At 65.8% G+C, this 25,571-nt stretch carries 19 protein-coding genes; 14 read left to right on the top strand and 5 right to left on the bottom strand.

All coding sequences use genetic code 11. The features are described 5' to 3' along the window. Positions 1–79 precede the first annotated feature (79 nt). Positions 80–1,180: an NADH:flavin oxidoreductase/NADH oxidase gene (locus tag QWL29_RS16385; protein WP_305823944.1), complete on the bottom strand. Its 1,101-nt coding sequence runs from the start codon at positions 1,178–1,180 to the stop codon at positions 80–82. 420 nt (positions 1,181–1,600) lie between these two features. Between QWL29_RS16385 and yajC the strand changes: the two genes are divergently transcribed. The 3 genes from yajC to secF all read left to right on the top strand — a co-directional run bounded on the left by yajC (position 1,601) and on the right by secF (position 4,907). Beyond that, positions 1,601–1,936, top strand: a complete 336-nt coding sequence (gene yajC / locus QWL29_RS16390; protein ID WP_441295510.1) for a preprotein translocase subunit YajC — start codon at positions 1,601–1,603, stop codon at positions 1,934–1,936. Between the two features lie 61 nt (positions 1,937–1,997). Further along, the gene (gene secD / locus QWL29_RS16395; RefSeq protein ID WP_305823945.1) at positions 1,998–3,875 is read left to right on the top strand and encodes a protein translocase subunit SecD; all 1,878 of its coding nucleotides are present in this window, start codon (positions 1,998–2,000) and stop codon (positions 3,873–3,875) included. A gap of 12 nt (positions 3,876–3,887) precedes the next feature. Then, positions 3,888–4,907: a protein translocase subunit SecF gene (gene secF / locus QWL29_RS16400; RefSeq protein WP_305823946.1), complete on the top strand. Its 1,020-nt coding sequence runs from the start codon at positions 3,888–3,890 to the stop codon at positions 4,905–4,907. 678 nt (positions 4,908–5,585) lie between these two features. Here the strand turns inward: secF and QWL29_RS16405 are convergent. The 3 genes from QWL29_RS16405 to QWL29_RS16415 all read right to left on the bottom strand — a co-directional run bounded on the left by QWL29_RS16405 (position 5,586) and on the right by QWL29_RS16415 (position 7,249). Next, on the bottom strand, positions 5,586–6,419 hold the full coding sequence (locus tag QWL29_RS16405; protein ID WP_305823947.1) for an HDOD domain-containing protein: 834 nt from the start codon (positions 6,417–6,419) through the stop codon (positions 5,586–5,588). An 81-nt stretch (positions 6,420–6,500) separates the two neighbouring features. After that, entirely contained in the window at positions 6,501–6,782 is a 282-nt protein-coding gene (locus tag QWL29_RS16410) for a hypothetical protein (protein WP_305823948.1), read from the bottom strand. Then, positions 6,779–7,249, bottom strand: a complete 471-nt coding sequence (locus tag QWL29_RS16415) for a MarR family winged helix-turn-helix transcriptional regulator (RefSeq protein WP_305823949.1) — start codon at positions 7,247–7,249, stop codon at positions 6,779–6,781. The genes QWL29_RS16410 and QWL29_RS16415 overlap by 4 nt, the downstream gene beginning before the upstream one ends. Before the next feature lie 121 nt (positions 7,250–7,370). On the opposite strand from QWL29_RS16415, the gene QWL29_RS16420 reads away from it, so the two are divergent. Together QWL29_RS16420 and QWL29_RS16425 are read left to right on the top strand one after the other, a co-directional pair. Beyond that, the gene (locus QWL29_RS16420; RefSeq protein ID WP_305823950.1) at positions 7,371–8,273 is read left to right on the top strand and encodes a DMT family transporter; all 903 of its coding nucleotides are present in this window, start codon (positions 7,371–7,373) and stop codon (positions 8,271–8,273) included. 21 nt (positions 8,274–8,294) lie between these two features. Continuing rightward, positions 8,295–9,236 (top strand): GlxA family transcriptional regulator, encoded by a 942-nt coding sequence (locus QWL29_RS16425; protein ID WP_305823951.1) that lies wholly within the window; start codon positions 8,295–8,297, stop codon positions 9,234–9,236. 181 nt (positions 9,237–9,417) lie between these two features. Here the strand turns inward: QWL29_RS16425 and QWL29_RS16430 are convergent, their stop codons facing one another. Beyond that, positions 9,418–9,684 carry a hypothetical protein gene (locus QWL29_RS16430; RefSeq protein ID WP_305823952.1) on the bottom strand — a complete coding sequence of 89 codons (267 nt, stop codon included), beginning with the start codon at positions 9,682–9,684 and terminating at the stop codon, positions 9,418–9,420. A 219-nt stretch (positions 9,685–9,903) separates the two neighbouring features. Between QWL29_RS16430 and astC the strand changes: the two genes are divergently transcribed. The 9 genes from astC to QWL29_RS16475 all read left to right on the top strand — a co-directional run bounded on the left by astC (position 9,904) and on the right by QWL29_RS16475 (position 25,555). Then, a complete protein-coding gene (gene astC / locus QWL29_RS16435; RefSeq protein ID WP_305823953.1) occupies positions 9,904–11,148 on the top strand; it encodes an acetylornithine/succinylornithine family transaminase in 1,245 nt (414 codons plus the stop codon). Between the two features lie 99 nt (positions 11,149–11,247). Continuing rightward, positions 11,248–12,270: an arginine N-succinyltransferase gene (locus QWL29_RS16440; protein WP_305823954.1), complete on the top strand. Its 1,023-nt coding sequence runs from the start codon at positions 11,248–11,250 to the stop codon at positions 12,268–12,270. Positions 12,271–12,280: 10 nt separating this feature from the next. After that, positions 12,281–13,315 carry an arginine N-succinyltransferase gene (astA, locus tag QWL29_RS16445; RefSeq protein ID WP_305823955.1) on the top strand — a complete coding sequence of 345 codons (1,035 nt, stop codon included), beginning with the start codon at positions 12,281–12,283 and terminating at the stop codon, positions 13,313–13,315. Next, positions 13,308–14,777 (top strand): succinylglutamate-semialdehyde dehydrogenase, encoded by a 1,470-nt coding sequence (astD, locus tag QWL29_RS16450; protein WP_305823956.1) that lies wholly within the window; start codon positions 13,308–13,310, stop codon positions 14,775–14,777. Before astA ends, astD begins: the two co-directional genes overlap by 8 nt. Before the next feature lie 14 nt (positions 14,778–14,791). Then, on the top strand, positions 14,792–16,135 hold the full coding sequence (gene astB, locus QWL29_RS16455) for an N-succinylarginine dihydrolase (RefSeq protein ID WP_305823957.1): 1,344 nt from the start codon (positions 14,792–14,794) through the stop codon (positions 16,133–16,135). Positions 16,136–16,453: 318 nt separating this feature from the next. After that, positions 16,454–21,160: an NAD-glutamate dehydrogenase domain-containing protein gene (locus tag QWL29_RS16460; RefSeq protein WP_305823958.1), complete on the top strand. Its 4,707-nt coding sequence runs from the start codon at positions 16,454–16,456 to the stop codon at positions 21,158–21,160. Between the two features lie 3 nt (positions 21,161–21,163). Further along, positions 21,164–22,159 (top strand): succinylglutamate desuccinylase, encoded by a 996-nt coding sequence (locus QWL29_RS16465; protein WP_305823959.1) that lies wholly within the window; start codon positions 21,164–21,166, stop codon positions 22,157–22,159. A 1,278-nt stretch (positions 22,160–23,437) separates the two neighbouring features. Further along, on the top strand, positions 23,438–24,556 hold the full coding sequence (locus QWL29_RS16470) for an NADH:flavin oxidoreductase/NADH oxidase (RefSeq protein WP_305823960.1): 1,119 nt from the start codon (positions 23,438–23,440) through the stop codon (positions 24,554–24,556). 129 nt (positions 24,557–24,685) lie between these two features. After that, positions 24,686–25,555 carry a head GIN domain-containing protein gene (locus QWL29_RS16475; RefSeq protein WP_305823961.1) on the top strand — a complete coding sequence of 290 codons (870 nt, stop codon included), beginning with the start codon at positions 24,686–24,688 and terminating at the stop codon, positions 25,553–25,555. The last annotated feature ends 16 nt before the right edge of the window (positions 25,556–25,571 follow it).

The following is a 25,571-nucleotide window of genomic DNA, read 5'->3' on the forward strand; positions in this document are numbered from 1 at the left end:
ACCGTCCGCGTCCTGAAGAAGGACCTTAACTGAACGGCATTACGGCCATCGAGCCGCGTTTTTCATTCCATCCGACTGATTATTCCGCCGCGCGATAGCGCTCCAGCCAGTGCGCATACGGCGCCGGCAGCGTCCACGACGGTTTGTCGAGGCCCAGCGCCTTGGCTGCCGCATACGTGTAATGCGGATTACCCAGGTGCGCGCGGCCGATCATGACCAGGTCCATCTGGCCTTCTTCCACCACGCGGTTCGCCACCGCCGGCGAGTCGATATTCCACGACGATGCCACCGGCAGCCCGGCTTCGCGCTTGACGCGCTCGGCGATCGGCGCCAGGAAGCCCGAGCCCCATGGAATGTTCGCATCCGGGGTCGAGAAGCCGACGCTCACGTTGAGCATGTCCAGGCCGGCGGCGCGGAACTGGCGCGTCAGTTCGATCGCTTCGTCCAGCGTCTCTTCGTCGCGGCCGTCGAACTCGATCACGCCAAAGCGCGCGGTCAGCGGGAGATTGTCTGGCCAGACGGCGCGCACGGCGGCCAGTGTCTCGAGCAGGAAGCGGCTGCGGCCGGCGAGGTCGCCGCCGTATGCATCGGTACGCTGGTTGGCGTGCCTTGAAAAGAAGCTCTGGCCCAGGTAGCCGTGGGCAAAGTGCAGTTCCAGCCATTCGAAGCCCGCTTCCAATGCGCGGCGTGCGGCGGCGACGAAGTCGGCCTTCACGCGCTCGATGTCGGCAATCGTCATCTCTTTCGGCACCTGCGACAGGTTGGCGCCAAAGGCGACTGCCGACGGCGAGATGGTTTCCCAGCTGCGCGGGTCGGTCGTCGGGATGTGGTCGTCGCCTTCCCATGGACGCTGGGCGCTGGCCTTGCGGCCGGCGTGGCCGATCTGGATGCCGGCGACGGCGCCGCCCGCCTTGATGCCGGCGGCAATGCGCGCCAGGCCCGGCACGTGCTCGTCGGACCACAGGCCCAGGCAGCCCGGGGTGATGCGGCCTTCAGGCGAGACGCCGGTGGCTTCCACGATCACCAGGCCGGCGCCGCCGCGGGCGATGCTTTCATAGTGGGTGGTGTGCCATTCGTTGGTGTAGCCATCGGTGGCGCTGTACTGGCACATCGGCGGCACCGCAATGCGGTTGCGCAGGGTGACGCCCTTGAGGGTGAAGGGGGTGAAAAGTGCTGACATGGGAGTGGGGATCTTCTGTAAAAATAAGCTGGTCAGGCGCGGCCGTTGAGCTTGGCGGCGCGGGACGGGGATGATAACCGCGTGTCGGAATCTTCGCTGGAGACGCTTAAATGTGAGCGTTCACTTTCCGTAGGGTGGGCACTTGTGCCCACGCGGTACCCCAGGTGATCAGTCGAACCTTGCGAGCTCGACCGTTACGGTGCGCAAAGGTACGACCGCGTGGGCACGAGTGCCCACCCTACAAGGGCAACCCCAGCAGCCGGTATGCATGCGCTGCAGCCCCAGTCATACACCCCCCGTTGTTGTGAATTTCCTACTTGCATTTTTTACAGCCAACCCCACATGCGGCGGAATGGCCGCTGGCAGTGCGCCGGTGCTAGAATACAGCGCTGTTTTTTTCATCTCATAATCGGAGTCCTTGTGTTCATTTCCAACGCTTACGCGCAAACCACCACTGCAGCCGCTGATCCTGGCCTGATGGGCAACCTGACGACCTTCGCTCCGCTGCTGATCATGTTCGTGGTCATGTACTTCCTGATGATTCGCCCACAGCAGAAGCGCCAGAAAGAAGCCAAGGCCATGATGGACGCGCTCGCCAAGGGCGACGAAGTGGTCACCGCCGGCGGCATCCTGGGCCGTGTGACCAAGGTTGCCGAGACCTATGTGACCCTGGAAATTGCAACCAACACCGAACTGGTGGTGCAAAAGAACGCCGTGACCACGCTGCTGCCGAAGGGCACCCTGAAGTCCCTGTAAGCCAAGCGCCGCGGCCCAGATCAAGGGCCGCACGCCGCTCAACATAGAACGCTGGAACATCATGAATCGCTATCCGCTCTGGAAATACATACTGATCGCTGTCGCGCTCCTGCTGGGCGCGCTGTACACGGCGCCCAACTACTTCGGCGAATCGCCGGCGCTGCAAGTGACGACCGGCAAAACCACGGTCAAGATCACGAGCGACACCTCGGCCCAGATTGCCGACGTGCTGAAACGCGAAGGTGTTCCGGCCAACCAGGTCACGCTCGACGGCTCCGGCAACTCGACCGCCGTGCGTGCCCGCTTCGACACCACCGATGCCCAGTTCAAGGCCAAGCTCGCGCTCGAGCGCCAGCTGAACCGTGACGCCAGCGACCCCGATTACATCGTCACCGTCAACCTGGTGAAGAACACCCCGGCCTGGATGCAGTCCCTGCGCGCGCTGCCGATGAACCTCGGCCTCGACTTGCGCGGCGGCGTCCACTTCCTGCTGCAGGTCGACTCGAAAGCCGTGCTCGAAACCCGCGTGAAGAGCACCCAGACCAGCGTGCGCAGCGTCCTGCGCGACGCCAACGTGCGCCATGCCGGTATCGAGCGCAACGGCAACGCCATCGAAGTGTCCTTCCGCGACGAACAGACCCGCGCCGCCGCCCGCACCGTGCTGGGCAAGCAGATGGCCGACCTGACCCTGGCTGACGCCGCCGACGGTACCGACCTGAAACTGATCGCCACCATGAAAGCCGATGCACTCAAGCGCATCGTCGAGGAAGGCGTCAACCAGAACATCTCGACCCTTTCGAAGCGGATCAACGAACTCGGCGTGACCGAGCCGGTCATCCAGCGCCAGGGCGCCGACCGCATCATCGTGCAATTGCCGGGCGTGCAAGACGTGGCCCGTGCGAAAGACCTGATCGGCCGCACCGCCACCCTGGAACTGCGCCTGGTCGACAACAGCGTGACCCCGGGCACCGAACTCTCCAGCACGATTCCGCTGAACTCGGAACTGTTCACCGAAGGCCGCGGCGCCCCGGTCGTGGTGTCGAAGGACATCATCCTGACCGGCGACTACATCACCGGCGCCGTTGCCAGCTTCGACCAGAACCAGCAGCCGGCCGTGTCTGTCGACCTGAACGGCGACGGCGGCCGCAAGATCCGCCTGGTGACCCGCGAAAATGTCGGCAAGCGCATGGCGATTTTGCTGAAAGAAAAGGGCAAGTACACGGTGCCGTCGGCCCCGACCATCCAGAGCGAACTGGGTTCGACCTTCCAGATCACCGGCATCGGCAACGCCCAGGAAGCCAACGAACTGGCCCTGCTGCTGCGCTCGGGCGCGCTGTCGGCCCCGATGGAATTCATCGAAGAACGCGTGGTCGGCCCGCAGCTCGGCGCCGAAAACATCTCGCGCGGCCTGCACTCGACCCTGTGGGGCTTCGTGGCGATTGCCGTCTTCATGATCATCTACTACCACATGTTCGGTGTCTTCAGCGCCGTGGCGCTGGCCGCCAACGTGCTGTTCCTGCTGGCCCTGCTGTCGATGCTGCAGGCAACCCTGACCCTGCCGGGTATCGCCGCAATCGCACTGGCGCTGGGTATGGCAATTGACGCCAACGTGCTGATCAACGAGCGTATTCGCGAGGAACTGCGTGCCGGCGCGACGCCGCAACAGGCGATCACGCATGGTTTCAGCCACGCCTGGGACACGATTTTCGACTCCAACGTGACCACCCTGATCGTTGGCCTGGCGCTGCTGATCTTCGGTACCGGTGCAGTGCGCGGCTTCGCCGTGGTGCACACCCTGGGCATCCTGACCTCGATGTTCTCGGCCGTGTTCGTTTCGCGCGGTTTCGTGAACCTGTGGTACGGCCGCCGCGGCAAGAAAGTGACCAAGCTGTCGGTCGGTACGGTCTGGACTCCGGGCCTGCCCGCTGAAAAGAAATAACGAGGAACTGTCATGGAATTTTTCAAAATCAAACGGGACATCCCGTTCATGCGCCACGCGTTGATCTTCAACGTGATCTCGGCGCTGACCTTCGTGGCTGCCGTGTTCTTCCTGATCACCAAGCCGCTGCACTTCTCGGTGGAGTTCACCGGCGGCACCGTGATGGAACTGCGTTATCCGCATGCGGCCGACCAGGAAAAAATCCGCGCGACCCTGCGTTCGATCGGCCATGAAGCGCCGGAAGTGGCGAGCTTCGGCACCGCCCAGGACATCATGCTGCGCCTGCCTCCGGTGAAGACTGCAGCCGGCTCGACCGTGTCGGGCGAAGCCTTCAAGGCGGTCTGCGCCTCGGAAGGCGGCACCCCGAAACAGATCAGCGTGACGGAGAAGGGCCAGCAGATCGAACGCACCAGCTGCGCGAATGCGGCCGGCGCCGAAGTGGTGAGCCTGCAGCGCGTGGACTTCGTCGGCCCGCAGGTCGGCGACGAGCTGGCCGAAAGCGGCCTGCACGCGCTGATCATGGTGGTGGTCGGCGTGGTGATCTACCTGGCCGTGCGTTTCGAATGGAAATTCGCGGTTGCCGCGATCCTGGCCAACCTGCACGACGTGGTCATCATCCTGGGCTTCTTCGCCTTCTTCCAGTGGGAATTCTCGCTGACGGTGCTGGCGGCGATCCTGGCGGTGCTGGGTTACTCGGTGAACGAATCAGTCGTTATCTTCGACCGTATCCGCGAAACCTTCCGCAAGCAGCGCAAGATGAGCGTGACCGAGGTCATCGACCACGCAATCACCAGCACCATCTCGCGTACCATCATCACGCACGCCTCGACCCAGATGATGGTGCTGTCGATGCTGTTCTTCGGCGGCCCGTCGCTGCACTATTTTGCAATGGCGCTGACGATCGGTATCTGCTTCGGTATTTACTCGTCGGTGTTCGTGGCTGCCGCGCTGGCAATGTGGTTCGGCGTGAAGCGCGAAGACCTGATCAAGCCGGTCAAGGAAAAGGACGAGACCGACGGCGCCGTGGTGTAATTATTTGCTGCGCATGAAAAAGCCGCCACGGTGAAGGCCGAAGCGGCTTTTTTTATTCGCTGAACATTTCCACACCTCGATTTTTACAAGGAATTTGTCGATATGTGACATTTCCTGGAGTTGTGTGAGTTAACGCACAGAGAGTGGGGAGGGGTGGACCGTATAGTGGACCTGTCTCTTTCAGGACATCCCTAGTTTTGGACTTCACCCGCTCCGTTTGGAGCGGGTTTTTTTTGCCCGGTTTGCTTGCGCGGCGAATAAAATAAAAATGTCACATAAATGTGAAATGGCGCACAGAGTGTGCGGGAACCGGGAACTATAGTGGAGCTGTCTCTTTCAGGACATCCCTAGTTTTGGACTTTGCCCGCTCCGTTTGGAGTGGGCATTTTTTTTGTGGGGTGGATTTGCGAAGGGCGGGGTGGCGGGCGCTATTGGGGCTGTTGCCTGTTGCGTTATCGGTGGGTTGAATCCGCGTGGGCACGAGTGCCCACCCTACGGTTACCGTTATCGGCGAGTTCATACACAAACCATCACCGCTAACAGCGAGTTCATACGAAAACCGGATACGCAGCGTGTCCTGTAGGGTGGGCACTCGTGCCCACGCGGATCAAAAACACCGATAACGCTAACAGGCAACAGCCCCACTAACCGCCGCGTACGGTTTTAAAAAACCAAAACCTACAACAACGCCGACGTCAGGCTCTGCACCTCTTCCGCCGATTCTTCCATGATCCGCGCCAGGGTCCCGTCCCCCACCGCAAAATCAATGGTCGCCGCCGCCTGCACACTGGTCGCCCCTGGCCGTTCCAGCAAAGGCGACTGCGCCGGCGACAAATCGTTCGCCAGCAACAAGGTATCGCCCAGGGTCTCCGGCGGCAGCGCGCGCATGCCGTTCCACATGGCTTCGATCGCCCCCATCACCGGCGCCGGCACGCCCAGCTTGAGCAGCACGCCGCGGCCGATCGCCACTTCGCCATGCTCCAGCCAGTCCTCGGCGCCGCCTTCCAGCAGCCCCGGATAGTCGTGCGCGCGCGACAGCAGATAGAAGCCACCCACCTCGTGCACGATGCCGGCAAACATCGCCGTCTCCGGATCGACGAACGACACCCGGCGCGCAATCACCTGGGCCAGCGCGGCCACGTGTGCCGAGTGGCGCCACAATTGATCGGCCTTGGTACGCAGTACCGGATCGGTGATCTCGCTACTGAGCTGGCGCACGATGACCGACGCCGCCAGTGCACCCAGCGTGCGGAAGCCCACGCGCTGCACCGCGGCGCGCACGTTGGTCACGTCGTTGCCGGCGCGGTTGTAGGTGACGGAGTTGGCAATCGCTACCGTGCGCGCCGCCAGCAGCGGCTCGGCCTGCACCAGGCGCGCCGCCGCATCGGCGTGGCAGTCGGGATCGTTGAGCGCACGCTGCAGCTTGAGCGTGGCGTCGACGTTGGTCGGGAAACTGAGCTCGCCGCGGATGGCCTGGGCGGCGATGCTCTTGAGGGCGTCTAGTCTGTCCATCGAAAAATTATACTCCCTGCGAACAGCCACACTCCGGGGTTATTTGCCTCAGAGCATCTATTTACAACGCCGGCGCTGCCTTCAAGGCTCGCTGAAGATGGCGTCGCAGTCTTCCTTCGGCTCTTCGGTGTCCTGCAGTTCGTCGACCAGGCCCAGGTCGAACAGTTCCTCGACGGCGTTCATGAAGCTGTTCAGCTTGGTTGCGCCGATCAGGCGGTAGATCTCGCCGTCTTCGTTGCGCACGCCGATCAGCATGGCTTCCTCGCGCACTTCGGCTTCCGGCGCCACGTCGAGCAGGATATTGCCAATGATGTGCTTGTCGAAATGGGCCGGCTTCTTGCCGTCGATCAGGGAAGTTTTCAAGATGATTCCTTTTGTTGTGTTAATGAAGGGGAGGGGCGTCCTGCCCCGAGTATCCGCTCACGCAATTTTTTCAAAGCGCCGTCGACCTCGTCGAATTCGGCATCGCTGAAACCTTCAAACAATTGCTTGCCGTGTGCAACCACCTTCGGGAGCACCTCGCGAAACACGGCGTCGCCGGCATCGGTCAGGCGCACGAAATACGAACGCTTGTCCTCGGTACTGCGTTCGCGCAGCACCAGGTGTTTCTGTTCGAGCCGCTCGATGACGCCGGTCAGCGTGCCCTTGGTAATCAAGGTGCGTTCGCCGAGTTCCTTGTAGCTCATGCCGCTGGTATTACCGAGCGTGGCGATGATGTCGAATTGCGCGTGCGTCAAACCATACTGGCGCACGGATTCGCCCGAATACCGCTCGAAGCCCTGCAGGCATTCGGCCAGCAAGCGGACGCTTTTTAAATATCGTTCCCCCATGAAGCGAGATTATATCCGCGAGCAGCATTTCGGCGACGACGGTTCGCTGTTAGAAGCTATCTCAGATAGCTTCTTATGGCCGAGGCGCGTACCATACCCGCTTTTCTCCGCACCGCCTTCCATGACCCGCCATCTCCACGGCATCTTCGCTCTGCTGCTCGTCACGCTGGTCTGGGGCACGACCTTCCCGGCAATGAAAGACCTGACCGGCCATTTCTCGGCCGTCTGGATCATTCTCGTGCGGTTTGTCCTTGCCGCCGTATTGTTGTCGCCCTTCCTGTGGCGCGGCAAGCTGGCAGATATGCGTGCCGGCGCCATACTCGGCGCTTTGTTGTTTTTCTGCTTCGTGTTCCAGGTAGAAGGCCTGGCCCTGACCAGCTCGAACCGCAACGCCTTCATCTGCGGCCTGAACGTGCTGGTCGTGCCATTGTTGGGCGTACTGGCCGGGCGCCTGCCCGAGCGCCGTATCGTGCTGGCGCTGGTGATGTCGATCGCCGGCCTGGCCGCTTTATGCTGGGACGGCGGCGCCTGGGGAACGGGAGATTCGCTCGCCCTGATGAGCGCGCTGTGCTTCGGCGTCTACATCAAGGTCATGGAAGTGCAGACCCGGCGCGCCACGCGCCTGCTCACCGTAACCGCCGCCCAGATCGGCACGGTCGGCCTGTGCGCCGCGCTGTGGCTGTTGGCGCGCGAAATGCCGATGGAGGCCGTGGCCCGGTCCGCCTATCTCGACGGTGTGTTCGGCCAACTCGGCCAGCATGGCTGGAACTTCGCCTACCTGGGCGTGGTGGCCACCGCCGCCATCATCTCGCTGCAAACCTGGGGCCAGTCGCGCACCTCGGCCAACGAAGCGGCGGTGGTGTACGCCTTCGAGCCGGCTGCGGCGGCCTTCTTCGGCTACTTCTGGCTGGGCGAAGCCCTGACGGCGCGGGGCTGGCTCGGTGGCTTGTTGTTGATCTCCGGTATGATAGTCAGTCAATGGAATTCCGAACGCCGGCCATCCGCCGCGCTTGCTCCCGAGTGAACAACCTCCCGATTCGTCCGCATGCAGCAAGCTGAACTGTCCCGCCTGGCGCAGGAGAAGCCGCTGCGCGTGCTGCTCATCAACGCCGGCGAGCCGGACACGATGAGCTGGTCGGGACTGGCCCAGCCCCTGCGCCTGGCCGCCAAGATCCTCGGCCCCGAACGCCTGCACGTGGACGTACGCAGCCCCGACAAATTCACCAGCGACGCCCAGCGCCACTGGCACCTGGTGCTGCTCGCCGCCGACGAAGCCCAGGCCGGCCTGAAGCCCGCCAACTTCCGCGCCCTGGTCGAGCGCTGCCGCGCCGCGCCCTTCTGGGGCGGCGTGGGCGCCGGCGTGCTGTGGCTGGCCGAGGCGGGCGCGCTGAACGGCGTGCGCACCGCGCTGCCATGGTCGCTGTACGCCGGCGCCGACAGCCGCGCCGACCAGGCCGTTTTCACCCCGAACCTCTACGAAATCGAAGGCGAACGTTTGACCTGCTGTGGCGGGGCAGCGTCCGTGGATTTCGCGCTGACCTTGATCGACATCATTTTCGGCTCGACCGTGCAGGCGCAAGTGAAGGAAATCCTCTGCGTCGACCGCGTGCGCGGCAAAGAAGAGCGCCAGCGCGTGGCCCTGCAGGCGCGTTTTGGTGCGCTGCAGCCGAAGCTGACCGAGGCGGTAACCTTGATGGAGGCGAATATCGAGGAACCGCTGTCGACCGACGAGATTGCCCAGCTGGCCGGCGTGTCGCGGCGCCAGCTGGAGCGGCTGTTCAAGCAGTATCTCGGCAGTTTGCCGTCACGCTATTACTTGGAGCTGCGTCTGACGCGGGCGCGGCAGCTGCTGCTCGATACCAATTACTCGATCGTGCAGGTGGGGCTGATGTGCGGGTTTTCGTCGGGGTCGCATTTTTCGACGGCGTTCGGGGCGCTGTTCGGGAATACGCCGCGGGAAGAGCGGCAGCGGCGACTGGCCGAATAAGCACCTGTAGCGTGTCCCGATGTGCTGCTGACTAGAATGTGCTGCGTTCGACCCGGATACGTTCGTCCGGATGATGCTCCTCGATCGTCGACATGGCGCGCTCAAGCGTGAGCGGGTCGGGGCAGGACGCTTCCGCAATACCGCGATATCGCACGAGACCGCACGTTTTGACGCTCACTACTCACCAGCGCCCGCGTGCATAGCTTGTCAGCGCAAGATAGAAAATTCCCACCGCAGCCGCGCAAACGACCACCAAGGCTACGCCCACGCTGATCCAATAAGTCCGCTTATCTCGCGGCTGCGCTTCCAGCAATCCCAGCAAGGGCGCCAGTGCAAGGAAAAATGGCGGAAACGGCGAGCCCACGCCAATGGCAAGCAAGCCGCCGAATACAAGCACGACAACCTGATGCAGCAGGATGAATTTCGTGCGGTTGTGTGGTGGGCGCATGGCGATCCGCAGGTTGAGTGGTGAATTTGATAATTCTACAGCGCGCAGGGCTTGCCGTGCCTCATCGCGGGATGCGCGGATACCGCATTTACTTCCGGCCAAAAATGAAAATCCCCGTCGCACTTCTGCAAGAACTTGCCTGGTACCCTTCCTATAATGACCAGACTCGGCGCCCGGCCCTTGGCGCGCCTGTCACGAACTTAGGATGAGGAAAAAGTCATGAACGCAAAGCTTGATTCGGGTGTCACAACGCGGCCTGTCACTCGGCAGACCTTCGACGAAGTCCTCGTCCCGACCTACGCTCCGGCTGCGATGGTGCCGGTGCGCGCCGCGGGCCTGGACGTGTGGGACCAGGAAGGCAAGCACTACCTCGACTTCACCTCCGGCATCGCCGTCTCGAGCCTGGGCCATTGCAACCCGGTGCTGGTCGATGCGATGACCAAGCAGATCAACACCCTCTGGCACCTGGGCAACGGCTACACCAACGAGCCGGTGCTGCGCCTGGCGTCGGCCCTGACCGAAGCCACCTTCGCCGACCGCGCCTTCTTCTGCAACTCGGGCGCGGAAGCGAACGAAGCGGCCCTGAAACTGGCGCGTAAATATGCGCACACCAAGTTCGGCCCGCACAAGTCGCGCATCATTTCCTGCCTGTCGTCGTTCCACGGCCGCACCCTGTTCACCGTCTCGGTCGGCGGCCAGCCGAAATACACCGAAGGCTTCGAGCCGCTGCCGCAGGAAATCAACCACATCCCGTACAACGACATCGACGCGGCGCGCGCCGCCATCCTCGATGACGTGGCGGCCGTGATCGTCGAGCCGATCCAGGGCGAGGGCGGCGTCATCCCGGGCGACAAGGACTACCTGCAAGCCCTGCGCGAACTGTGCGACAAGACCGGCGCGCTGCTGATCTTCGACGAAGTGCAGTCGGGCGTGGGCCGTACCGGCACCCTGTACACCTACATGGAAACCGGCGTCACGCCGGACATCCTGACCAGCGCCAAGGCCCTGGGCAATGGCTACCCGATCGGCGCCATGCTCACCACGAACGCCATCGCCGAGCACTTCAACGTCGGTTCGCACGGCACCACCTATGGCGGCAATCCGCTGGCCACGACCGTCGCGCTGAACGTGATCGAAACGATCAACCAGCCGGCCTTCCTGGCGCGCGTCAAAGATGCCAGCGCCAAGATCTTCGCCAACCTGGATAAGCTGTCCGCCGACTATCCTCAGCTGTTCGGCAAGGCGCGCGGCATGGGCCTGCTCATCGGCCTGCCGATGGCCGAAGGCTACAAGGGCCGCGCCAAGGACCTGACCAAGGTCGCCGAGAAGATGGGCCTGATGCTGCTGGTGGCCGGCTTCGACGTGGTGCGCCTGGCGCCGGCGCTGATCGTCTCGGACGAACAGATTCTTGAGGCGGACCGCATCATGCGCGCCGCCGTCGACGAGTTCCTGGCCGCCGCCTGATCCGCGAAAAGCCGCATACATAAGTCGCTGTAACCCATGGCCCGCTGAGCAGCGCGGGCCATGGCCGTTCGTACTGATGGGGTTTTTGGGGGAGTTCACATGTATGTTGTCCGTCCGGTAGAACTGTCGGATATCGGCGCGCTGGAGAGCCTGGCCGCCGTGACGACGCCGGGAGTGCACACGCTGCCGCGCACGCGCGATGCGATCACGGCATTCGTCGAGCGCTCCATTGCGTCGTTTGCGGCGCAGGTCGATATCCCGAGCGAAGAGTCCTACCTGTTCGTGCTCGAAGACACGGCCAGCAGCGAAGTCGTCGGCACCGCCGCCGTACACGCCTCGGCCGGCTCGAACGGCACCTATTTCGCCTTCCGCAACGACGTCATCCAGCAAGTCTCGCGCGACCTGAACATCAGCCACAGCGTGCATGCGCTCACGCTGTGCTCGGAACTGACCGCCTGCTCGCAGCTGGCCGGCTTCAACCTGCGCGACCGCGAACGCGCCGGCATCGAGGCCGCGCTGCTGTCGCGTGCACGCCTGCTGTACGCGGCGCTGGCGCCGCACCGCTTCGGCGACCGTTTCTTCGTGCCGATGCCGGGCGTGACCGATGGCGACGGCCAGTCGCCGTTCTGGAATGCGCTGGGCCGCAAGTTCTTCAAGATGGATTTCCTCGAGGCCGAGCGCATCATCGGCGGGGCGCGCAACCGCACCCTCATCGTCGAGCTGATGCCGCACTATCCGGTCTACGTGCCGCTGCTGCCGGGCGACGCCCAGGCGGCCATGGGCCAGATCCATCCGAGCGGCCAGCTGGCCTTCAAGCTGCTCACCGAAGAGGGCTTCGAAGCGGACGAATATGTCGACATCTTCGACGGCGGCCCGATCCTGGCGGCGCACAAGCTGTCGCTGCGCTCGTTCTGTGGGTCGCAGCAGCGCCGCGTCGATACCGCGTCGCGCGGCAATGGCGCCACCGTCACCTACGCGGTGGCCACCAGCGCCGACCGCTTCCGCGCCGTCACCGTGGCCTGCCCGCCCTGCGATACCTCCGACGCCATCTGCCTGCCGCTTGACATCCAGCAGGCGCTGGGCGTGGCGCCGGGCGACACCGTCATCTGCGTCAGAATCTGAGAGAGGCACCATGCTCGTCATCCGCTCCATCGCTGCCTCCGACCTCGACGCCCTGATCGACCTGGCCACCCAGGTCGGCAGCGGCATGACCACCCTGAAACCCGACCGCAAGATGCTGGGCGACCGCGTGGAATGCGCCGTCGCTTCGTTCTCCGAATCGATTCCGCCCGAAGAGCGCGACTACATGTTCGTGCTCGAAGACACCGAGAACGGCCGCCTGGCCGGCATCTGCGCCATCAAGGGCGCGGTCGGCCTGACCGAGCCGTTCTATAACTACCGCATCGGCACCCTGGTGCATTCCAGCCGCGAGCTGAACGTGTTCACGCGCATGGAAACCCTGTACCTGTCGAACGACCTGACCGGCGCCACCGAACTGTGCTCGCTGTTCCTGCAGCCGGATTACCGCAGCGGCGGCTACAACGGCAAGTGGCTGTCGAAAAGCCGCTTCCTGTTCATCGCCCAGTTCCAGCAGCTGTTCACCGAGAAGATCATCGCCGAGATGCGCGGCTATTTGCTGGAAGACGGCACCAGCCCCTTCTACGAAGGCCTGGGCCGCCACTTCTTCAAGATGGACTTCAACCATGTCGACGGCCTGACCGCCATCGGCAAGAAGTCCTTTATCGCCGAGCTGATGCCGCGCCAGCCACTGTACGTGGAATACCTGCCGGATTCGGCGCGCGAAGTCATCGGCCAGGTGCACCGCTCGACCCTGCCGGCGCGCAAGCTGCTGGAGCAGGAAGGCATGCATTACGACGGCTATGTCGACATCTTCGACGCCGGCCCGGTGCTGCAGGGCCGCGTGTCCGACCTGCGCTCGGTGCGCGACAGCGTGCTACGCGTGGCCGTCGAAGGCAAGCCCGAAGGCGAGACCGAATGCCTGCTGGTCTCGAACACCAAGCTGCACGATTTCCGCATGGTGCTGGCCCACACTACGATCGACGGTACCGAGGCGATCCTGTCGGCCGAGGAATTGGCGCTGCTGCATTGCGAAGCGGGCGACCCGGTGCGCACGCTGTCACTCAACGTTAGGAAGAACAATGGCTAATCTGTCGAACTACATCAACGGCGACTGGCTCGCCGGCAGCGGTGCGGAACTGGCGACCATCGATCCATCCACCGGGCGCCAGACCTGGACCAGCAAGGAGTCGAACGCAGACGACGTGGCGCGCGCCGCGCAGGCCGCGCGCGACGCCTTCGAAGGCTGGGCACTGCTGCCCTTGGAAGAACGCACCGCCATCTGCATGCGCTTCCGCGACCTGCTGAAGGAGCACAGCGAAGAACTGGCCGCGATCATCGCCGAGGAAGTCGGCAAGCCGCTGTGGGAAGCGCGCACCGAAGTGGCGACGATGGCCAACAAGATCGACATCTCGGTCCAGTCGTATGGCGCGCGCACCGGCGAAACCAATGCCAAGGTCGCTGACGGCAACGCCGTGCTGCGCCACCGTCCGCACGGCGTGTTCGCCGTGTATGGCCCGTACAACTTCCCTGGCCATCTGCCGAACGGCCACATCGTGCCGGCCCTGATCGCCGGGAACACGGTGGTGTTCAAGCCGAGCGAATACGCGCCGCGCACCGCCGTGAAAACCGTGCAGCTGTGGGAACAGGCCGGCCTGCCGAAGGGCGTGCTGAATTTGGTGAACGGCGGCCGCGACACGGGCATCGCGCTCGGCGCCAATCCGCTGATCGACGGCGTACTGTTCACCGGCAGCAGCCAGACCGGCGCCGCCCTCCATAAACAGTTCGGCGGCCAGCCGGGCAAGATGCTGGCGTTGGAAATGGGCGGGAACAATCCGCTGGTGGTGTGGGACGTCCAGGACATCGATCCGGCCGTGCACCACGCGGTGATGTCGGCCTTCATCTCGGCCGGCCAGCGCTGCACCTGCGCGCGCCGCCTGATCGTGCAGGACACGCCGCAAGGCCAGGCTTTCATCGACCGCCTGGTGGAAGTGGCGAGCAAACTGCAGGTTGGCGCCTCGAACGCCGAGCCGCAGCCATTCATGGGGCCAGTGGTATCAAGCGCGGTGGCAGCGCGCCTGGTGCAGGCGCAGGCCGAGATGGCGCAGAAGGGCGGCAAGGTGCTGCTGCAGATGCGCCAGCTCGACCCGAACGCCGGCTTCGTCACGGCCGGCATCGTCGATGTGACCGATGCACAGGGCATCGCGGACGAAGAATGGTTCGGCCCTCTGCTGCAGGTCAATCGCGTCAAAGACTTCGACAGCGCGATGAACGTGGCGAACGCTACCGAATTCGGCCTGGCCGCTGCGCTGCTGTCGCCGTCGGAGGAATTGTGGAAGCGCTTCGCCGTGCGCGCCCGCGCCGGCATCGTCAACTGGAACCGTCCGACCACGGGCGCGGCCAGCTCGGCGCCGTTCGGCGGCGTGGGTAAATCGGGCAACCACCGTCCGAGCGCATACTATGCGGCGGATTACTGCGCCTACCCGGTCGCTTCGATCGAAACATCCGAACTGGAAATGCCGGCCAAGCTGTCGCCTGGCCTGAGTTTTTAATTGAGCTTGTAAACATGTTTAACGCGCGCGAATACAACTTCGACGGCCTGGTTGGCCCGTCCCACAACTACGCCGGCCTCTCGTTCGGCAACGTCGCTTCGTTCAGCAATGTGAAGAGCGCCTCGAACCCGCGCCAGGCCGCCCTGCAGGGCCTGGCCAAGATGCGCGCCCTGGCTGCGCGCGGCTTCGCCCAGGCCGTGATGCCGCCGCAGGCGCGTCCGAACTTCCGCCTGCTGCGCAGCCTCGGCTTCTCGGGGACCGACGCCGACGTGCTGGCGCAAGCCTGGCGCGAGGCGCCTGTCATTCTCTCCTGCGCCTGGTCGGCCGCGCCGATGTGGACCGCGAACGCCGCCACCGTCAGCCCATCGGCCGACACCCGCGACGGCCGCGTGCACTTCACCGCCGCTAACCTGAACAACAAGCTGCACCGTTCGGAAGAGCACGTGCAGGCCACGCGCACGCTGCGCCACATCTTTGCCGACCATGACCACTTCGTGGTGCACGACACGCTGCCGGCCACGCCGGCATTCGGCGACGAAGGCGCGGCGAACCATACCCGCTTTGCCGCCGACCATGGCGCGCCGGGTGTCGAGTTCTTCGTGTACGGCCGGGTCGAGTTCGATCCGTCGGCGCCTGCACCGAAAAAATACCCGGCGCGCCAGACCCTGGAAGCGTCGCAGGCCGTGGCGCGGCTGCACGGCCTGGATGCATCGCGTACCGTGTTTGCTTCGCAGAACCCGGACGTGATCGACCAGGGTGTGTTCCACAACGACGTGATCGCGGTCGGCAACGGCAACGTGCTGTTCTATCACGAGCAGGCCTTTGCCGATGAAGCGGCGACGATCGATGCGCTGCGCCGTTCGGCGGGCGGCGTCGGCTTTGATGTCGTGCCGGTGCGCGTCGATACCGGCATGGTGCCGGTGGCGGATGCGGTGGCGAGCTACCTGTTCAACAGCCAATTGTTGTCCAAGCCGGACGGCAAGATGGCGCTGGTGGTGCCGCACGAATGCCGCGAGAATGACGCGGTGGCGCGCTACCTGAACGGGCTGGTGACGAGCGGCGGGCCGATCGACGAACTGATCGAATTCGACCTGCGCCAGAGCATGCGCAACGGCGGCGGGCCCGCCTGCCTGCGCTTGCGCGTGGCGTTGACCGACGAGCAGGCGGCAAGCATGCACGGTGGCGTGATCATGACCGAAGTCTTGTACGCGCAATTGGTCGAGTGGGTCGAGAAGCATTACCGCGACCGCGTGGAGCCGAAGGATTTGATGGATCCGCAGCTGGCGATCGAGTGTCATGCGGCGCTCGAAGCGTTGGAGCGGATTCTCGGTTTGCCGGGGTTGTACGATTTCGGTTGATTGCGCCGATGATCAACCGGTAAGACCGCGTGGGCTCAAGAGCCCACCCTACGGTGGATGAACGGATGGTAAATACATCGCTGTTGTAGGGTGGGCACTCGTGCCCACGCGGTACGACAGCAGCACAGAGATAGAGCAGCAAAGAACCGACGCCCGGCGCACACCGCGCCATCGTCGAAACGATCAACGAGTTACACGCTTCCAGGACAAGGAAGCCAAGGACCTGGACGGGACAACCCCGCCCACCAAACGCCGGTGCACGCAAAGCCACAAGCCGTAGCGCGCGCAAGCGACAACATCAAGCTTGGAGAAGCAACAATGAACGACATGACGCAAGATCTGCGCACCCAGACCCTGGCCCTGGTGACCAACCAGCCGGCAGCCGGCGCCAGCGAGCCGGTCACGGCCCTGATCACCGCCTGGATCCGCTCGCTCGACGAGGAAGACCTGGCCGACACCGCGCCGCAAGCCCTGGCGCCCGTCCTGTGGGACGGCTTCACCCAGGCCGTGAAGCGCACCCAAGGTTGCCAGATCGCGCAGCTGCGCTACAACGACACCAAGGGCGGCACCGCCACGGCCCTGCTGATCGTCAACGACGACATGCCTTACCTGGTCGATTCCTTCGTCATGGCCCTGCGCAAGGAGCGCATCCTGGCTGCCGGCGTGATGAACGCGGTGTTGCCGGTCCAGCGTGACGCAGCCGGCGTTGTCACCACCGTCGGCGCCGCCGGCGCGCCGCTCGAATCCTATGTCCTGGTCCTGCTGAACGACGAACTCGCTTTTGAAGAACTCGACGCGCTGACCGCGCGCATCCGCATGGTCGCCAACGACGCCGCCGTCGTCCACCGCGACGCCGTCGCCATGGGCGACCGCCTGACCGAAGTCGCCGCCGCGGCCAGCGCCCACGGCACCCCGGCCGGCCAGGAAGTGGCCGCCTTCCTCGAATGGGCCAAGAACGAAGGCTTCGAGCCCTTCGGCTACGCCTACTACGAAGTGCAGGCTGGCCAGCCGCAGCTGGTGCGCGACATCCCGAGCCGCATCGGCGTCCTGAAGGACACCGCGCACCCGGTCTACGGCACCTGCCTGGCCAACATCCCGGGCGAACTGGCTACCTTGTCCGCCCGCGCCGAGACCCTGTCGATCGTCAAGGCCGACGTCGAAGGCACCCTGCACCGCGACCAGCCGCTGGACTTCATCGGCGTGCGCCACACCGACGCCCAAGGCAACATCCTTGGCGAGCACTGCTTCGTCGGCCTGTTCACCCGCGCCGCTACCTCGACTCCGCTGGCGCGCCTGCCGTTCGCGCGCGGCCGCGTGGCCAAGGTTCTGAGCCTGGCCGGCGTGCGCCAGGAAGGCTTCCGCGCCGAGAAGTTCCTGGAAATCCTGGAGTCGCTGCCGCGCACCGAAGCGCTGGAAGCCGATCCGGAATGGCTGGCGCAGGTGTGCAGCTCGGTCGTGTCGCTGTACAAGCAGCCGCGCCCGAAAGTATTCGCGCGCCGCGACGTGTACGGCCGCCACCTGAACGCCCTGGTCTACCTGCCGCGCGAGCGCTACAGCGCCGCCGTTGCCGCCGCCCTGGCGCAAGCCCTGAAGGACAGCTCGGGTGCGCATGACGTGCGCGTGCAGACCCTGGTGGCCGACGGCCCGCTGGCCCGCGTCTACCTGATCGCCCACGCCGCGCGCAATCCGCTCGACCTGGAAACCGACATCCAGCAGCCGCTGCTGGCCGTGCTGGACGGCTGGCACGACCGCTTTGCCGCCATGACCGGCGGCGTGGAAGACCATGCCCGGCGCAGCAGCCTGCGCAAGCTCGGCACCAACCTGCCGGTGTCGTTCGTCACCGCCACCGCGCCGGACGTCGCCTTCCGCGATTTGCAGGCCATGCTGAACATTGGCCAGCACGAGCGCGTGGCCGTGCGCATCGAGCCGGGCAGCGGCGAAGGCAATGCCGCGCGCGACGCCTCGATCCGCCTGTACTCGAACGAGAACGTGCCGTCGCTGTCGCGCATCCTGCCAGCGCTGCAGAACGCCGGCATCGCCGTCGACCGCGAACAGACCTGGGCGATCACCACCGCCGACGGCGTGCGTCACCATGTGACCGCCCTGGCAGTGGACGACGAAAGCGGCGCCAAGCTGGTGAAGGCCGGCATCGCCACCGTCGCCGAAGAGCTGTTCACCGCGCTGTTCAACGACGAAGCCGAAGACGGCCGCATGAACGGCCTGACCATCGAAGGCGGTTTGTCGATGCGCGAAGTGCAGCTGGTGCGCGGCTACATCAGCTACTGGCGCCAGCTGGGCTCGAAGTTCTCGGTGCGCTACATGGCCGAGACCCTGCGCATGCAGCCGGCCCTGGTGAAGGAATTCGTGGGCGGCTTCGTGCAGCGCTTCGACCCTGCGCTGTCGCAGTCGGAACACGACGCCGGCAGCGCCAAGCTGAGCGCGCTGAAGGCCGGCCTGTCGAGCGTGAACCACGCCGACACCGAGGAAATCATGGCGGCCCTGGTTGACCTGGCCCTGGCCACCGTGCGCACCAACTACTTCCAGAACAGCGGCGAGAAGATCATCTTCAAGTTCGACACGAGCAACCTGGCGCTGGCGCCGGAGCCGCGTCCTTACCGCGAGATCTACGTGTTCTCGCGCCGCTTCGAAGGCGTGCACCTGCGCGGCGGCCCGGTCGCCCGCGGCGGCCTGCGCTGGTCGGACCGCATGGAAGACTACCGCACCGAAGTGCTGGGCCTGGTGAAGGCGCAGATGGTCAAGAACGCCGTCATCGTGCCGGCCGGCTCGAAAGGCGGCTTTGTCTGCAAGCAGATGCCGAAGGACGCCGCGCGTGAAGTCGTGGCAGCCGAAGGCGAAGCCGTGTATCGCCTGTTCATCTCCAGCCTGCTGGAAGTGACCGACAACCGCGAGCGCGGCGAGATCGTGCCGCCGCAGAACACCGTGCGCTACGACCAGGACGACCCTTACCTGGTGGTCGCTGCCGACAAAGGCACCGCAACCTTCTCCGACATCGCCAACGGCATCGCCGTGCAGCGCGGCTTCTGGCTGGGCGACGCGTTCGCGTCGGGCGGCTCGAACGGCTACGACCACAAGAAGATGGGCATCACCGCCAAGGGCGCGTTCGAAGCCGTCAAGCGCCACTTCTACGAACTGGGCCACGACATGAGCACCACCCCGATCACCATGGTCGGCGTGGGCGACATGTCGGGCGACGTGTTCGGCAACGGCGTGCTGCTGTCGCGCCAGCTGAAAGTGCTGGCCGCGTTCGACCACCGCCACATCTTCCTCGATCCGACCCCGGACGTCGCCGTGTCCTTCGCCGAACGCCAGCGCATGTTCGCGCTGCCGCGTTCATCGTGGGAAGACTACGACAAGTCGCTGATCTCGCAGGGTGGCGGCGTGTTCCCGCGTTCGGCCCGTTCGATCGAGCTGTCGCCTGAAGTGCGCGCTGCGCTGGACATCAAGGAAACCGCGCTGGCGCCGGAAGAGCTGATGCACCGCATCCTGCTGGCCCCGGTGGACCTGTTCTACAACGGCGGCATCGGTACCTACATCAAGGCCTCGACCGAGACCCACGCGCAAGTGAAGGACCGCGCCAACGATCGCATCCGCGTCAGCGGCAACGAACTGCGCTGCAAGGTGGTGTCGGAAGGCGGCAACCTGGGCGCGACCCAGGCCGGCCGTATCGAGTTCGCACTGAATGGCGGCCGCATCTTCACCGATGCGATCGACAACTCGGCCGGCGTGGATTGCTCGGACCATGAAGTGAACATCAAGATCTGGCTGGACACTGAAGTCAACCTCGGCAAGCTGCCCGAAGCCGACCGTAACCGCATCCTGAACGAGATGACCGGCGACGTCGAAAAGCTGGTCCTGCGCGACAACACCCAGCAGACCCACCTGCTGACGCGCGAAGTGCAGGCGCAATCGAACGCCTCGACGGTCGACGCCTACGCCGCGCTGATCACCAGCCTGGAAAGCGAAGGCGCCGTGTCGCGCGAGCTGGAACAGCTGCCGACCGACGTTGAGCTGCAGCGCCGCAAGGCACAGGGCGAAGGCTTGACGGCGCCGGAACTGGCGGTCGTGGTAGCCAACGTCAAGAACCGCTTCAAGCGCATCCTGGCCGCGCTGCCGCTGACCGACGAGCCATGGGCCGACACCGTGCTGCGTCCTTACTTCCCGGCGCAGCTGGTCGCCACCCGCGATCCGCTGGATCACCCGCTGGCCAACACCATCCTGGCCACCGTGCTCGCCAACGAAGCGGTGAACCGCTGCGGTCCGCTGATGATTCGTGACCTGGCCGCCGAGCACCGCATCGACGACGCCGAAGTGGTCAAGGCCTGGGGCCGTGGCTGGTCGGCGCTGCAACTGGCGCCGATCTTCGACGCGCTCGATGCCGACGCGCTGAACGTGCCGCGTGACGTGTCGATCGCGGTCGATGCGCGCACCCGTGCACTGCTGCGCGCCGTGATGGAAGGCGTGCTGTCGCTGCCGCAAGGCGCCGACGGCATGGACGAACTGTCGGCCCTGTTCAGCAACGGCGACCAGCTGCGCCAGCTGCATCACGCGAAGTCGGAAGCCGATGGCCACGCTGGCCTGAGCAAGAACTTCGTTGGCGCCTGGAAGGCGGTCGAGACCATCGAGTCGCTGGCCACCTTCCTGTTCGCCGCGGTGTCGGTGCAGCGCCCGGCCGGTATGTCGCTGGCCCAGTTCCTGCAAGTGGGCATGGCGCTGCGCGAGCGTGCCGGCATCGACACGCTGGAGCGCGGCCTGAAGCTGCCGGCCACCAGCAAGTCGCAGGAACAGCTGCGCAACTACGCGATGCAGGCACTGCGCCGCACCCAGCAGCGCCTGCTTCTGCAGGTGATCGAGCGTGCCGGCAGCGGCGATGCGCTGGCGGCCGTCGAAGCGGTGGCGGCCGAGCGTGGCCTGACCGGCTACGCAGCGGTCACCGACCTCGAACAGGCGATGCTGGACGTCTGGGCGCTGTCGGAAGGCTCGAACCCCGAGCGCCTGGCGGCATAAGCGATGAGCGCACCCGACCAGGCTGCATTGCCGGACGCGGTGCGCGCGCTGGCCGAGGCCGATTTCGGCACGGTCGCGCAGCGCTTCGCGGACGCGGGGTTTACCGTCGGGACGCCTGCCAAGGGCATCCTGACGGTGAGGGGTGGCGCTGGTACGCGGCCGGCGGTACTGCTGTCGGTCGGCGTGCACGGCGACGAGACCGGGCCGATCGAAATGGCCGCGTACGTGATCGAGGCGTTGTCGCGTGAGGCGCAAGCCTTGGCGGTGGACCTGATGCTCTGCGTCGGGAATATCGACGCCATCGCCGCCGGCAAGCGTTTCATCGATGCCGACTTGAACCGCATGTTCAAGTCGGACCGCGGTGCGCTGGCCGGCACCTTCGAGAGCGCGCGTGCGGACGAGATCATCGCCGCTACCGATGCCTTCTTCGAAGCTGCCGGTCCGGTGCGCTGGCACCTGGATCTGCACACCGCGATCCGCGCCTCGCACTATCCGATGTTCGCGATCGTGCCGGATTTGATCGCCGAGGAGCGCAAGGCGGCTTTGATCACGTGGCTGGGCGAGGCGGCGATCCAGGCCGTCATCATGAACCCGAAATCGGCCGGCACCTACAGCTACTATTCGTGCGAATACCATGGCGCCGCCGGCAGCACGGTGGAACTGGGGCGGGTCGGCACGCTGGGGCAGAACGACATGGCCCAGTTTGCCGATGCCTCGGCAGCGCTGGATGCCTTATTGCGTGGCCTGCCGGCGCCTGCCGCCAGGGCCGCGCCGCATGTGTTCAAGGTGGCGCAGGAAGTGGTGAAGCTGTCGGATGGCTTCACCATGGGGTTTTCCAAAGAGACGCCGAACTTCGCTTCGCTCAAGCGCGGCGAGGTCATCGCCACGGATGGGGAGACGGTGTACACCGTGTTCCATGAGGAGGAGCTGGTGGTGTTTCCGAATCCCGATGTGCGCGTGGGATTGCGTGCCGGCTTGATGGTGGTGCGCGTCAGCTAAGACCGAAGCCGCGAGAGACCGCGGCTTTTTTATTTTGGCCGCGCCTTCCGTGCGGTGGGCATGTCGTACGGTGGGCACTTTGTAGTGCTGGCATTTAGCCAGCCCTACTGCCCACGCGGAACGCCGATCATTGTTGACGCCCAATGATGGCATGCCCTTGGCATCCCGACGGCGTCTCCTGGGCGCCGAGTTGGCTCATCATCCATCCTTGACGCCGCGGGCGAATATTCGCCGCCGCTGGCAAAAGGACGAACACGTAACCGCGTGGGCACGGAGTGCCCACCCTACGATCCCGCACCCCGCACCCCGCACCCCGCACCCCGCACCCCGCACCCCGCACCCCGCACCCCGCACCCCGCACCCCGCACCCCGCACCCCGCACCCCGCACCCCGCACCCCGCACCCCGCACCCCGCACCCCGCACCCCGCACCCCGCACCCCGCACCCCGCACCCCGCACCCCGCACCCCGCACCCCGCACCCCGCACCCCGCACCCCGCACCCCGCACCCCGCACCCCGCACCCCGCACCCCGCACCCCGCACCCCGCACCCCGCACCCCGCACCCCGCACCCCGCACCCCGCACCCCGCACCCCGCACCCCGCACCCCGCACCCCGCACCCCGCACCCCGCACCCCGCACCCCGCACCCCGCACCCCGCACCCCGCACCCCGCACCCCGCACCCCGCACCCCGCACCCCGCACCCCGCACCCCGCACCCCGCACCCCGCACCCCGCACCCCGCACCCCGCACCCCGCACCCCGCACCCCGCACCCCGCACCCCGCACCCCGCACCCCGCACCCCGCACCCCGCACCCCGCACCCCGCACCCCGCACCCCGCACCCCGCACCCCGCACCCCGCACCCCGCACCCCGCACCCCGCACCCCGCACCCCGCACCCCGCACCCCGCACCCCGCACCCCGCACCCCGCACCCCGCACCCCGCACCCCGCACCCCGCACCCCGCACCCCGCACCCCGCACCCCGCACCCCGCACCCCGCACCCCGCACCCCGCACCCCGCACCCCGCACCCCGCACCCCGCACCCCGCACCCCGCACCCCGCACCCCGCACCCCGCACCCCGCACCCCGCACCCCGCACCCCGCACCCCGCACCCCGCACCCCGCACCCCGCACCCCGCACCCCGCACCCCGCACCCCGCACCCCGCACCCCGCACCCCGCACTTCGCATCCCGCACCCCAAAAACTCCCTTGCATCTGCACAATTGAACAAGCTCCGATAGACTTTGTGCTTTGCACAAGACCGGAGCCGTCCATGAGCAGCATGTTGTTTTCCCCTTACAAACTCGGGCCGATGGAGCTGTCGAACCGCATCGCCATCGCCCCGATGTGCCAGTACTCGGCCGACGAAGGCCTGGCCACCGACTGGCACATGATCCACCTCGGCCAGCTGGCCCTGTCCGGCGCGGCGCTCCTGATCGTCGAGGCCACCGCCGTCACCCCCGAGGGCCGCATTTCGCCCGATGACCTGGGTCTGTGGACCGATGCCCACCTCGAGGCCTTGCAACCCATTGTCGCTGCCATCCGCCGCCATTCGCCGATCAAGGTCGCGGTGCAGCTGGCGCATGCGGGCCGCAAGGCGTCGAGCGCGGCGCCGTGGCTTGGTGGCGCCAACATCAAGCCGGATGAAGAACGCGGCTGGCAGACGGTGGCGCCATCGGCCGTGCCGCACGCCGAAGGCGAAACCGTGCCGCTGGCGCTCGATGCCGACGGCCTGGCGCGCATCAAGCAGGGCTTCGTCGATGCGGCCCGCCGTGCCGCTGCCCTCGGCCTGGACGGCATCGAGCTGCACGGCGCCCACGGCTACCTGCTGCACCAGTTCCTGTCGCCGCTGTCGAACCGGCGCGAGGACGAATATGGCGGCTCGCTGGAAAACCGCATGCGCTATCCGCTGGAAGTGCTGGAGGCGGTGCAGGCGGCTGTACCCGAGACCATGGCCGTCGGCATGCGCATCTCGGCCACCGACTGGGTCGAGGGCGGCTGGAACCTGGAAGAGAGCGTGGTCTTCGCCAAGGCGCTGGAGGCGCGCGGCTGCCACTTCATCCACGTGTCGAGTGGCGGACTGTCGCCGCAGCAGAAGATCCCGGTTGGCGCCGGCTACCAGATCGCGTTTGCCGAACGGATCAAGCGCGAAACGAGCATGCCGACGGTCGGCGTGGGCCTGATCACCGAGCCGCAGCAGGCCGAGCACATCCTGCAATCGGGCCAGGCCGACATGGTGGCGCTGGCGCGCGCCATGCTCTACAACCCGCGCTGGCCATGGCACGCCGCCGCCGAGCTGGGCGCCCAGGTGGCCGCGCCGCAGCAGTACTGGCGCTCGCAGCCGCACCAGTTCAAGAACCTGTTCGGCGACACGCGGCTCGGGCAACGCTGATCCGCGCCTTTGCACGTTTCGACCCGGCAAACGTGCAGTCTGTCGCAGCATGCGCGACAGCGGGGTGGGCATTATCTAGAGTGACAACATCGGCGCTGCGGCGCTCCATCACAACAGAAAGGTCCCACCATGCGTACGTTGCTCGCCATTGCCTGTGCAGCCGCTCTCACTGCCACCCTGGGTGGCTGCATCATCGTTGCCGGTCCTCCGGGCAGCGACTACACCGTCCACACGCCGTTCAGCGGCAAGACGGTGGAGGGTGACGGCGTTGCGACACGCGACGTGCGCAGCGTGGCGGCCCTGACCGGCCTGACGGTGGGCGGGTCGATGATCGTCGAGGTGCGGGTCGGCGCGGCGCCGTCGCTGGTGGTCGAGGGCGACAGCAACCTGGTGCGCCTGGTGCAGACCGAGACGCGCGGCTCGACCCTGCACATCGGCACCGAGGCCCGCCTGCGCAGCACCACGCCCTTGAAGGTCATCTACACCACGCCGCGCCTGACCGAGCTGCGCGCCGGCGGCTCTGGGCAGGTAACCGTACGCGATTTGAAGGGCGATCCGCTGGAGGTGCGCCAGGGCGGCTCGGGCGTGACGCGCCTGGTTGGCGACGTCGCCGAACTCGAGGCCAGCGTGGCCGGCTCGGGTAAGATCGAAGCGAGCGCGCTGCGCGCCGGCAGCGCGCGCATGGGCGTGAGCGGTTCCGGGCGCCTGAGCGTGGGCGAGGTGCGCGGCGAGTATGCGCGCGCCTCGGTCAGCGGCTCGGGCAGCGTGGAAGCCAGTGGCGCCGTGCAGCGCCTGAACGTGAGCGTGAGCGGCTCGGGCAGCGTCGACCTGATGAACCTCAGCAGCGAGCAGGGAGAGTTGCGCAGCAGCGGCTCGGGCGGCATTTCGGCCACGGTGCGCCAGTCGGTGGTGGCGCAGGCCAGCGGCTCGGGACCGATCCGCGTGTACGGGCAGCCGGCGCAGCGCACGGTCAGCGGACGTGGCGTGCAGGTGATGTAAGCGGACAGGGTGTCTC

Source organism: Massilia brevitalea, assembly GCF_030711405.1.
GTDB lineage: Bacteria > Pseudomonadota > Gammaproteobacteria > Burkholderiales > Burkholderiaceae_D > Telluria > Telluria brevitalea.